At 30.0% G+C, this 11854-nt stretch carries 13 protein-coding genes and 1 other RNA gene; 12 read left to right on the top strand and 2 right to left on the bottom strand.

What is annotated here, in order from left to right:
• Positions 1-2: 2 nt before the first annotated feature.
• The 12 genes from L8U04_RS06665 (at position 3) to L8U04_RS06610 (ending at position 11107) form a co-directional block, all read left to right on the top strand.
• On the top strand, positions 3-266 hold the full coding sequence (locus tag L8U04_RS06665; RefSeq protein WP_258107334.1) for a DUF2018 family protein: 264 nt from the start codon (positions 3-5) through the stop codon (positions 264-266).
• A gap of 29 nt (positions 267-295) precedes the next feature.
• Positions 296-703 carry an exporting protein gene (locus L8U04_RS06660; RefSeq protein ID WP_263709717.1) on the top strand — a complete coding sequence of 136 codons (408 nt, stop codon included), beginning with the start codon at positions 296-298 and terminating at the stop codon, positions 701-703.
• 47 nt (positions 704-750) lie between these two features.
• Positions 751-1644, top strand: a complete 894-nt coding sequence (locus L8U04_RS06655) for a polyprenyl synthetase family protein (RefSeq protein ID WP_258107335.1) — start codon at positions 751-753, stop codon at positions 1642-1644.
• The gene (gene hemA, locus L8U04_RS06650; protein WP_263709680.1) at positions 1644-2951 is read left to right on the top strand and encodes a glutamyl-tRNA reductase; all 1308 of its coding nucleotides are present in this window, start codon (positions 1644-1646) and stop codon (positions 2949-2951) included. The genes L8U04_RS06655 and hemA overlap by 1 nt, the downstream gene beginning before the upstream one ends.
• Positions 2938-4638: a proline--tRNA ligase gene (locus L8U04_RS06645; RefSeq protein ID WP_263670256.1), complete on the top strand. Its 1701-nt coding sequence runs from the start codon at positions 2938-2940 to the stop codon at positions 4636-4638. The genes hemA and L8U04_RS06645 overlap by 14 nt, the downstream gene beginning before the upstream one ends.
• Positions 4635-5030 (top strand): FxsA family protein, encoded by a 396-nt coding sequence (locus L8U04_RS06640; RefSeq protein WP_133318888.1) that lies wholly within the window; start codon positions 4635-4637, stop codon positions 5028-5030. The genes L8U04_RS06645 and L8U04_RS06640 overlap by 4 nt, the downstream gene beginning before the upstream one ends.
• Positions 5021-5947: a hydroxymethylbilane synthase gene (gene hemC / locus L8U04_RS06635; protein ID WP_263709678.1), complete on the top strand. Its 927-nt coding sequence runs from the start codon at positions 5021-5023 to the stop codon at positions 5945-5947. The genes L8U04_RS06640 and hemC overlap by 10 nt, the downstream gene beginning before the upstream one ends.
• A complete protein-coding gene (locus L8U04_RS06630) occupies positions 5948-7741 on the top strand; it encodes a menaquinone biosynthesis decarboxylase (RefSeq protein WP_263709677.1) in 1794 nt (597 codons plus the stop codon).
• A gap of 119 nt (positions 7742-7860) precedes the next feature.
• Complete coding sequence (locus tag L8U04_RS06625; RefSeq protein WP_133318891.1) at positions 7861-8202, top strand: FlaG family protein; 342 nt, start codon at positions 7861-7863, stop codon at positions 8200-8202.
• 2 nt (positions 8203-8204) lie between these two features.
• Positions 8205-10505, top strand: coding sequence for a flagellar filament capping protein FliD (gene fliD / locus L8U04_RS06620; protein ID WP_263709675.1), 2301 nt, complete (start codon positions 8205-8207; stop codon positions 10503-10505).
• Between the two features lie 18 nt (positions 10506-10523).
• A complete protein-coding gene (gene fliS / locus L8U04_RS06615) occupies positions 10524-10895 on the top strand; it encodes a flagellar export chaperone FliS (protein ID WP_133318893.1) in 372 nt (123 codons plus the stop codon).
• Positions 10892-11107, top strand: coding sequence for a hypothetical protein (locus L8U04_RS06610; protein WP_263659841.1), 216 nt, complete (start codon positions 10892-10894; stop codon positions 11105-11107). The genes fliS and L8U04_RS06610 overlap by 4 nt, the downstream gene beginning before the upstream one ends.
• Here the strand turns inward: L8U04_RS06610 and rnpB are convergent.
• Together rnpB and L8U04_RS06600 are read right to left on the bottom strand one after the other, a co-directional pair.
• Positions 11102-11423: RNase P RNA component class A (gene rnpB / locus L8U04_RS06605), an RNA gene on the bottom strand. The two genes, L8U04_RS06610 and rnpB, sit on opposite strands and share 6 nt — an antisense overlap.
• 26 nt (positions 11424-11449) lie before the next feature.
• A partial coding sequence (locus L8U04_RS06600; RefSeq protein WP_263709673.1) for a hypothetical protein occupies positions 11450-11854 on the bottom strand: 405 nt, incomplete at its 5' end.

The raw sequence follows: 11854 nt of genomic DNA, 5'->3' as shown, positions 1-11854 counted from the left end.
AAATGGATATTTTTGATGAAATGTTTGCAAAAAGCCCTAAAGAAAAATTTATTGAAACAATAAAATATGCAAATTTAGGTGCATTAGAAAATGTTTTAGAAAAATTATTAGCCGATCATATCGCTATGATAGAGCTTTTAGAAAAAAATAATTTAAATGAAAATGATGTAGCACAATTTCAAATGGAAAATTCACTCTTAATAGATGAGAGAAAAAATGATTTTTATATAGGCTTAAGTGCTGAAATTTTAGGGCATGAGGGTTGATTTTGCGTTTATTTTTATCTTTATTTTTGATGTTTAATTTTTTAAAAGCTGAAGTATTTTTTGATTATACTTATAAATTTACCTTAAGTAAAGATGAAAAAGCAAGTGTAAAAATAAAAGAAATTGATTATCCTGATGAGACTTATTATTTTGACTTTTCATGGACTTTATTTGATCAAACTAATATCATCGTTCATTCAAGGTATAAAAAATACCCTAGGCAATTTGTGATGTCTTTAAGAAGAAATTTAAATTGGGTAGATCAAACTTTAGTGCCTGATTATAAAAATCCACACATAGATAGAGCAAGATTAATACTTGAATTTAGTGATTTTAAAAAAGGTGAGGCTATTTTCACTATCTACATAGAAGATAGAGATAAAAGATTAGAAGTGGAATTTTTAGATCCTAGAAAAGTCACTCTTAATCAAAACTAAAGTAAAATTTAATAAAATATAATTATAAGAAAATTAAGGAAAGCATGGTGCAAAAGATAGATCAATATATGCATGAATTTTTATCTGAATTAAATTACAAGCCTATTTTAACAATGAGTTCAAAACTTCAAGGCGGTAAAAAATTACGCTCAAAATTACTTTTAAAAATAGCTAGCGAAAACGATATTAGTTATAAAATTTGTGCCATTATAGAATTAATCCATGCTGCAAGCTTATTGCATGATGATGTGATTGATGAAGCAAAATTAAGAAGAGGTGTAAAATCTATCAATGAACAATTTGGAGCCAAAAATGCTATCATGCTTGGAGATATTTTATACTCAAAAGCCTTCTATGAACTTTCTTTAATAGATTTAAAATTAGCAAAAATCATCTCCAATGCTGTTGTAAAGCTTTCCATTGGTGAATTAATGGATGTAAATTTAAGCGAAACTTTCAATACCGATAAAAACGCTTATTTACAAATGATATATAACAAAACAGCTGTTTTAATCGAAGCTAGTGCAAGATGTGGGGCTATACTTGCTAATTTAAATGAAGATGATTTTGCAGAATATGGTAAAAACTTGGGCTTGGCTTTTCAAATTGTAGATGATATTTTAGATATCAAAGGCGATGAACAAACCTTAGGCAAACCCGCCATGAATGATTTTAAAGAAGGTAAAACTACCCTTGCTTATATGTATTTATATGAAAAATTAAATCCACAAGATCAAGAAATACTTAAGTCTTATTACAAGAAAGATTTAAACATAGATGAACTTACTTGGATTAAAAATAAAATGCAAGAGCATGAAATTTTTAATCAAATTGGTCAAGAATTAAACACCTATGCAAATAATGCCTTAAAAGCCATAGAAAAATACAATATAAAAGATTTAGAAGATATTATTAAAAGTATGATAGAAAGGGAATTTTAATGCATTATTATTATATCAGTTTTACGCACAAAAATACAGATATTGCTACTAGAGAAAAACTTTCCTTTTCCAATGAAGATAAAAAAAGAGAACTATTAAGATTAATCCATACTAATAATAAAATTCTAGAAAGTTTAGTGCTTAGCACTTGCAATAGGGTTGAAATTTTTCTTTTTATCGGAGAAATTGAAAGTATCAATGAACATATTTTAAAAACACTTAGTTTACTTTGTGGGGTTGATAAAGAAAATTTAAGCACAAAAGCTGATTTTTATGAAGATAGTGGGGCTATCCATCATTTATTTTCTGTGGCAAGCTCACTTGATAGTTTAGTTATTGGAGAAACACAAATTGCTGGACAATTAAAAGATGCTTATAAATTTGCTCTACAAGAACAAAGATGTGGTGTGCATTTAACTAGAGCAGTCCATTATGCTTTTAAATGTGCAGCAAATATTAGAAATCAAACTGAAATTTCCAAAAATCCTATTTCAGTTGCTTCAGTAGCGGTAGCAAAAGCTAAAGAGCTTATAAATTTAGAAAATAAAACTGCAGTTGTAGTAGGTGCAGGGGAAATGAGCGAGTTAGCCTGTAAACATTTATTAAATGCTAAAGCTAAAGTGTTGATTTTAAATAGAGATATACAAAATGCCCAAAAGCTTTGTGAGGATTTGGGTGAAAATGCAAGTTGTGAAAGTATCGCAAATTTAAAAGAAGCATTAAATAAATATGAGATATTTTTTAGCGCCACAAATGCTCCACATGCTATCATAACTAATGACATATTAGAAGAAAAAGATTATAAAAGATATTTTTTTGATATAGCAGTGCCTAGGGATATTGATGTAAAAGCAAATGAAAAAAATATAGTTTATGCTGTTGATGATTTAGAAGAAGTTGTAAGAAAAAATTTAACACTAAGAGAACATCAAGCCCAGATTGCTTATTCTATAGTAGGCACTATGACAAATGAGTTTTTCCAACATCTAAGCAAACTAGCAACCTTACCTTTGGTTAAGCAATTACGCTTGCAAGCTGATGAAATCGCTAAAGAACAATTACAAAAGGCCATAGATAAAGGATATTTAAAACACTCAAATCATGAAGAAGCAAGAAAGCTTATAAGACAGGTGATGAATGCATTTTTACATCATCCTAGTGTAAATTTAAAAAAACTAAGTGGAACTATGCAAAATGACTCTGTTGTAAATGCCATGCGTTATGTGTTTGATTTAAAAAATGAAAGCATGGAAGGTTTAAACTTCTATAAATGTGAATTTAATTTGGAGAATAATCATGAAATTTAGTAAATTTTATGCCATAAGCACAAAAGAAAATCCAAAAGATGCTACCCTGCCAAGTCATATATTTTTAGTTAAGGGTGCTTTTGTAGAACAAATTGGAAGTGGTTTGTATAATTTTTTACCTTTAGGAAAAAGAGTTTTAGATAAGATTAAAAATATCATCAAAGAAGAAATGGATAAAGTGGGAGCTTTAGAAGTAAATTTAAGTTTTAATACCCCAGCTGAACTTTGGAAAGAAAGTGGGAGATTTAATGTTTTTGGTAAAGAGCTTTTACGCTTTAAAGATAGAAAAGAAAATGATTTTGTCTTAGGACCAACCCATGAAGAAGCCATAGTAGCTTTGGTTAGAAATAAAGTAAATTCTTACAAGCAACTTCCTTTGCATTTATATCAAATAGGACTTAAATTTAGAGATGAAGCTAGACCTAGATTTGGGCTTTTAAGATGTAGAGAATTTTTAATGAAAGATGGCTATAGTTTTCATAGCAATGAAGCTGATTTAGATAAAGAATTTAATCTTATGCATGAAACTTATAGTAAAATTCTTACAAGATTAGGGCTTGATTTTAGAGCTGTTGAAGCTGATAGCGGGGCTATTGGCGGAAGTGGTTCAAAAGAATTTATGGTTTTGGCTAAAAATGGCGAAGATGATATATTATTATGTGAGCATTGTGATTATGCTGCAAATATCGAAGCAGCAAAAAGAGCTAAAAAAAGTTGCGAAGATGAAAGACCAGAAGCTGACTTTGCTACACAATTTCACACTCCAAATGTAAAAACTATAGAAGAATTAGCAGAATTTTTTAAAATTAATCCTTACTATACTGTTAAAGCTATTGCTAAAAAAGCTATTTATGAAAATGAAGAAAAAATTGTAGTATTTTTTATACGCGGCGATGATGAACTGCAAGAAGTTAAAGCACTAAATGCAGCAAATGCATTAGAATTGGCCGATGTAAGTGAAGAAGAATTAGAAAAAGCAGGTTTAGTGCCAGGATTTATTGGCTTTGTAGGATTAAATGGAGTTGATTTTTATATTGATCATGAGCTTGAAAATGAAACAAATATGATTATTGGAGCAAATAAAAAAGATTATCATTTGGTTGGAATCAATGTTGTAAATTTAAATAAAGAACGCTTTAAAGATCTTGCCGCAGTTAAAGAGCATGATCTTTGTCCAAAATGTCAGCACAAGCTTAAGCAAAGCAAAGGTATTGAAGTAGGACATATTTTTAAACTTGGAAATAAATACTCAAAAGCAATGAATGCAAGCTATTTAGATGAAAATGGTAAAGCTCAATTTTTCACTATGGGTTGTTATGGTATGGGGGTGAGCCGTTTAGTAGCTGTTGCCATAGAAGCAAGCCATGATGAAAAAGGTTGTATTTGGAATAAAACTCTAGCTCCTTTTGTTTTAGATATTATCGTTTCTAATATAAAAGATACAAAAGCTATGGAATTTGCCGAGCAAATTTATACTCATTTTAAAGATAAAGAAATTTTGTTTGATGATAGAAATGAGCGTTTTGGTGTAAAGATTAATGATTTTGAATTAATGGGCTTTCCTTATGCTTTAGTTATAGGTAAGGGTTTAGAAAGCGATGAAGTAGAGTTAATCCATAGAAATACTCTAGAAAAACAAGTTTTAAAAACCCAAGAAGTAATTTCACACTTAGAGAAAATTTTATGATAGCAAAAACAAATTTAAGTGCTTTTTTGATTTTAGAATTGATTGCTAGTATTTTATTTATAGTCTTTTTTGGTTTTTTAAATTTTTTTATGATAGTTTTTGCAAGTATGTTTTTAGGAGCAATGTTTTTAGCAAAGACTTGGACAAATCTCATAACTATGCAAAATGCCAATACTAATTTATTTGGTATGATTAAATTATTTTCCTTAACTATAGTTGGAATTTTACTTTTAATACCAGGAATTTTAAGTACATTTTTGGGAATTTTACTCTTATTTTTTATGATGATATTAAAATTATTTACAAAACAAAAAAGAAAATATCATCAAACAAACAACGAAGAAGAAATCATAGATGTAGAAATCATACAGGAGCATAAAAAATGCAATTAATCATCGCAACAAGAAAAAGCCAACTTGCATTATGGCAAAGTGAGTATATAAAAAATAAATTATTACAAACACATTCTGATTTAGAAATTTCTTTAGAGGGTTTTAAAACTAAAGGTGATGTTTTACTTGATTCTCCTTTAGCTAAAATAGGTGGAAAAGGACTTTTTACAAAAGAACTTGAAGAAAGTATGTTAAGAGGTGATTCACACTTAGCTGTGCATAGCTTAAAAGATGTGCCAAGCTTCTTTCCTGATGGCTTAGTTTTAGCTGCTATTTCAAAAAGAGAAGTGGTAAATGATGCTTTTTTAAGTGAATATTATGAAAACTTAAATGCTCTTCCAAAAGGTGCAAAAGTAGGCACTACAAGTCTTAGAAGAAGAATGCAGCTTTTAGCGTTAAGACCTGATTTAAATATCATTTCTTTAAGAGGTAATATCAACTCACGCTTAGAAAAACTTAAAGCTAAGGAATTTGATGCTATTATTTTAGCTCTAGCTGGCATTAAACGCTTGGGTTTAGATAAAGAAATAAAATACATTAGGGCTTTTGAACTTGATGAGATGATACCTGCAGCTTCTCAAGGAGCTTTAGGTATAGAAAGCATTGATGATAAACAAATTTTAAAATACCTTGAATGCTTAAACGATAAAAATGCCTTTATAGAAACTCATATAGAAAGAGATTTTATAAAAACCTTAGAAGGTGGTTGTCAAGTACCTATAGGAATTAATGCAAAAATCATTGATGAAAAAATAGAAATTCGCGCCATAGTGGGCTTACCCGATGCAAGTAAAATTTTAAAAGAAAAAAGAGTAATTGATAAGCAAAATTACTCAAATACAGGCGAGCTTTTAGCCAAAGAAATGATAGCAAAAGGTGCAAAAGAAATTTTAAAAGAAGCAGAGAGTATGATATAAATGCAAAAATTCGTAGAGCTTTTAGAAAAAAATAATTTATTAAAAACCATCCATGAGCCAGTAGATGTAGAACTTGAAATGGCACATTTAGCTTATATAGAAGTTAAAAAAGAAGACTCTAAAGCCTTGCTTTTTACTAATGCAGTAAAAAATGGTAAAAAATACGATTATCCTGTATTATTAAATACTTTTTGCAGTAAAAAAGCTTTAAATTTAGCATTTGGAAAAGATTATGAAGATGTAGCTAAAGAAATTAGCTCTTTACTTAAAATGCACATACCGCAAAGCTTTGGTGCGAAATTAAATTTTTTCAAAACCTTGCTTGATTTAAAAAATATCCCACCAAAACGTATCAAAAAAGATGGAGAATTTAACTACAAAAGCTTAAATTCTTTATATGAAATACCTATTTTAAAAACTTGGGAAAAAGACGCTGCACCTTTTATCACTATGGGGCAAGTTTATACTCAAAGCATAGATGGAAAACAAAATAATCTTGGAATGTATCGCTTGCAAGTAGTTGATGAAAAAACCTTGCTTATGCATTGGCAAATTCACAAAGACGCGAGCCACTTTTTCCATGAGTATAAAAAAGCAAATCAAAAAATGCCAGTAAGTATAGCCATAGGTGGAGATCCTTTATATATTTGGTGTGCTCAAGCGCCTTTACCAAAAGGTATTTTTGAACTTTTACTTTATGGTTTTATTAAGAAAAAACCTGCTATTTTGGCAAAATGCAAAAGCAATCACCTCTATGTGCCTTATGATAGTGATTTTGTGATTGAAGGTTTTGTAGATCCAAATGAATTTACACCCGAGGGGCCTTTTGGAGATCATACAGGCTTTTATACTCCTGTTGAACTTTGTCCTGTCTTAAAAGTAGAAAAAATCTTTGCTAAAAAAAATGCGATTTATCAAGCTACGGTTGTAGGAAAACCGCCTTTAGAAGATAAATACATGGGGCTTGGCACAGAAAGAGTTTTTCTACCTTTACTTCAAACTAACGCACCTGATTTGATAGATTATAACATGCCTGAAAATGGAGTTTTTCATAATTTAATCTTAGCCAAAATAGAAGCAAAATATCCAGCTCATGCAAAACAAGTAATGCATACTTTTTGGGGAGTAGGGCAAATGAGTTTTGTAAAACATGCTATTTTTGTCGATGAAAATGCACCTTGCTTGCAAGATTATGACAAGCTCATACCTTATATACTTAATCGCTTTGATGAAGAAAAATTACTTATTAGTGAAGGAATTTGCGATCAACTCGATCATGCTTCAAGCACTTATTGTTACGGTGGTAAAGCAGGGCTTGATGCGTGTGGCGATGAGAAAAAAGTTGAACTTGAAATTCTAAGTGATGAAACTTTGTTTTCACTTTTTAAAGAAAAAGATCAAAATATTTTAAAATTAAAACAATTTTACACCCAAACCTTTGCTCCAATTTGTGTGATCTTAATTGATAAAAAAGAAAAAATTGCTCAAATTTTTGAAAAACTACAAATTTATAAAAAACATTTTAGAATTTTAGTTTTTTTAGATTCAGATGCTATTTTGGAAAATCCTTATATGTTGATTTGGCGTGTGGTAAATAATATCGATGCAAAAAGAGATATATTTATCAAAAAAGACTGCATTGCAATTGATGCAACAAATAAAGGATCATTAGAAGATTATCATAAAGAGTGGCCTTTAATGACAAATTGCTCCAGAGAAGTTATAGACAGACTTATTGCAAAAAAATTACTTGCAAATGATGAAAAATTCTTCAAAAAGTTTGAAATTTTTTAATTTTAAACTTTTTGAGAACACTTTTTGCTTATTAAATATATATATTTTTAATTTAAATATTAAGTTTTTTAAAATTGTGTCGATAGTGTGTTTTAGAGTCTTTTAAAAAGGAGTTTAAAATGGACATTAGCAATATTCAAAGGGATACAAATATCACTCATTTTAACACAAAAAGTGTTGAAAAGCCATCTCAAGAGAATAAGCAACAGGTTGATTTAAATGATCAAGATGAGAATTTAAATGAAAAATTAAAAAACGCAACAGAAAAACTTAATAGACAAATGGAAACATTGGAAACAAATGTGCGTTTTGCGTATAATGATAAAATAAACGAAATGTATGTAAATGTCACCGAAAAAGACACAGGTAGGTTAATACGCAAAATTCCTAGTGAAGAAGTTATGAAATTAATAGAACATTTTAAAGGTGTTATTGGCACCATTTTTGATAAGGAGAGTTAATCATGGCAGTAGGTAGTTTAGGAAGTTTAGGTATAGGTTCAGGAGTTTTAACAAGCGATACGCTTAATAAGCTTAAAGAAGCAGAAATGAATGCTCACTTAAAGCTTTATAACACGCAACTTGAAACTAACACTTCAAGACAAAAAGACTTAGCAGAGCTTGAAGCTAAACTACTTGCTTTTCAAACTGCTGTAAATAGTCTTGGCGATACTTCTCAATTTAACAAAAAGAAAGTTTCTCCTAGTGTAAGTGGCGATAGCGCTGCTGCTAGCTTGGTTGTAGGCTCTTTATCTAATCTTTCAAATATGAAAGTCATAGTCGATCAACTTGCTCAAAAAGATGTTTATCAAAGCAATGGCTTCCAAGATAAAACTGCCTCTGTAATGAAAAGTCTTGGTATAGAAGGAACAGATGGTAAAGCTTCTTTTACTATTACCCAAGATGGAAAAGACTATAAAATAGAAATTGATCAAAGCACAACCGTAGCTCAACTTGCTGAAAAAATCAATTCCGCCACAGGTGGTAAAATAGAAGCTAAGCTAGTAAATACCGGAGATAGAGATAATCCATACCGCTTAGTAGTACAAAGCACTGAAACAGGAACTAAAAACAATATCTCTTTTTCAGGCGATGATAAGCTTTTAAAGGCTATGGGTTGGGAGCTTGATAAAAATAGCATTAGTGCGGGTGGTTTATATGGTTTTAGACCTCAAGATGCTAAAGATAAAGATAAAATAACCGGAAGTATTCAAATTAATAATCAAGATGATAAAATTCTATCTTCACCAGATGAGAAAACTTCTTTTACTTTTGTTATTAAAAATGGTGAAAGATATGATAGATTTACTATAAATATTGATGAAAATACCACTTATAAAAGTTTAGCAGAGGATTTAAAAAAACAAACTAATGGAAAAGTGGAATTAAGCTTTGGAGAAGATGGTAAAACTCCAACTTTTAGAGCCACTAATGGTGGTGAATTAAGTCTTTTTGATGGTGGCTATGCAACTGATGCTGATGGCAATATAGATCAAGCAAATTATACTAGAGATGAAAAAGCCACAAAATTATTAAGTGAAAAATTTGGTATTAAATTAGATACAAGCACACCACAAGGCTACAATGTAAAAGCAGACAATGAAAATCATATCCAAAAAGGTATGGATGCTATCTTTAGTGTAGATGGTGTTAAAATGACTAGACCAACTAATACCATCACAGATATAGGACCTGATATTACCCTAGAGCTTAAACAAAAGGGTGAAATTAGTTTCAATGTTACTCAAGATACTGAAGCCATAGCACAATCTTTAGAAAGTTTAGCTACTGCTTATAATGATTTAATGATCAATCTTAATGCAGCGACAAAATACGATCCTGATGCAGGGACAAAAGGAAATTTCGTAGGTGTAAGCTCGATTTATAATATAAAATCACAAATTAACAATATTTTGCTTCAAACTATCACAGTAGATGGAACAATCACAGTTGGAGATAGTGATACTTCAGATGGTGTTAAAGTTTCTTCAAAAGTAAGTTTATCTTTAGCTGATTATGGTTTGACTTTAAATGATGGGGTTTTAACCTTTGACTCTGGAAAATTTAATGCTAAATTTAACGAAGATCCTGAAATGGCTGAGAAATTTTTCGTAGGACACAATGGCTTTGAAGACATTGATTTGGTAGGAGATAAGATTAGTAGTTTTGGTAAAGATGATATTAAATTTGAACAAGGTAAATTTACTATTACTTACAATGATGAAACTATAGATTTAGGTAAAACTGCCAATGGAGATCCTTTTACTTTAACTGGCGATACAGATGTGGAAAAAGCCCAAAATTTAGTTGATCATATAAATAGTTTTGGCTTAGAAGGCTTAGAGGCTAGTTTTCAAATTATCAACCAAGGCAGCAAAGATCAACAAATTCAATTTAAAATCAAAGGAACATCAGGAAGTAACCTAGAAATTCAAGGCGATAAAGACTTTTTGAAAAAATTTGGCTTAAGTCCAAAAACTATATATTCAGTTTATAAAGAAGAAACTGGAACCTTTGGGGTATTAAAAAACACTATGGGTGAGATGATGAGCTCTGATGGTTCTTTTGGGGGTTATAAAGACTCTTTAACTAAAGAATCAAAAAATCTAAACGAAACTATAGAAAATACTAAAAAATCCATAGAAAGCAGATATGACACAATGTGGTCAAGATGGGCAGCATATGATGGTATAATTGCAAAATTAAATAACCAAGCAAGTGTTATTACAAATATGATTAATGCAGCAAATAATCAAAATTCTTAAAAAATAGAGAGGATTTAAATGCTAAATAGTGCAGTATATAATGCGTATTCACAAAATCAAACTGGTGTAGAATCCCAAGAAAAACTTATAGAGATGTTATATAGCGGGATTTTACGCTTTGCAAGTAGGATAAAAATAGCTATTCAAAATGGAAATATAGAAGAAAGAGTGTATTATGTAAAAAGAGCTAGTGCTATTTTTATAGAATTGTTAAATTGCCTTGATTATGAAAAAGGCGGAGAAATAGCACACTACTTAAGTGGCCTATACACTAGAGAATTACAACTTCTTTCTTTGGCAAATATAGAAAATAGTGAAGCAAGAGTAGATGAAGTTATCAATGTAGTCAAAGGCTTGTTAGAGGCTTGGAGAGAAGTTCATCAAAAATGAGTGAAAAAAAATGGATAGATGAGTTTAAACTAGCTGTATATACTGAAGATGTGGAAAAAATAGTTAAACTCATAGAAAAACCTGACTTTAAAGATTGTCCCAATGAGGCTTTGGCTCTTACTAATGAGGCAATAGCTTTTATGAAAAAAAAGCAAGATGAAGTAGCAAAAAATTTACAAAAACTCAAAAAAGCATCTGCTTATATAAAATAAAACATGGCGATAAGCCGAGTTCTGTCAAGAGCGATCATTTATCTAGACTTGTTTTTGCAAACAAGTTCAAGCGAAGGGTTATATTATAAGACTAAAACCACCCCTTCTTGCTGCGGATTGGGTTTACATAGCTAGCTTTGTTACCAAAGCTACTGGTAGGCTCTTACTCTACCGTTTCACCTTTTCCATATAATATGGTAGTTTTCTTTCTGTTGCACTTTCCCTTAGGTTACCCTAGCCATCCATTAGATGGAATCCTTGTCTTATTGCAGCTCGGACTTTCCTCTTCAAAAGAAGCGATCGCTTGCCATGTTTAGATAAATTTTATCAAAAAAATCATTTTTATACTAGAGTAAAAATAAGATTTAATGTAATTTTTAATTCATTTTCATATTTTACAAGCTCTAAATTTTTGACTTTTATATAAGGATCTAGTTCTTGCAAAAATTGCATTAAGAAATAAAAATCACCATTAAAACTCAATCTTAAATCATAATAAGTAAAATACTGATCTTGACTTTCATGACTTTGGATTTGTAAAAACCTTACTTTAGTGAGATTTTTTTCTATATTTTTTAAAACACTTTGATAATCTTTATTTTCTTCTAAGGATATTTCATTATCAAAAGATTGCAATTTTTCATCTTTAAAATCAGAAATCAATTCTTGTTTTTGCTTATATTTTGCTTGTAAAATAAATAACTCATCTTTTGATAATTTCATTTGTTTTTCAAAATACTCAAAAAT

Source organism: Campylobacter sp. IFREMER_LSEM_CL908 (genome assembly GCF_025771545.1).
In the GTDB taxonomy this organism is placed as follows: Bacteria; Campylobacterota; Campylobacteria; order Campylobacterales; family Campylobacteraceae; genus Campylobacter_D; species Campylobacter_D lari_D.
This window is presented reverse-complemented; position numbering and strand designations above follow the sequence as displayed.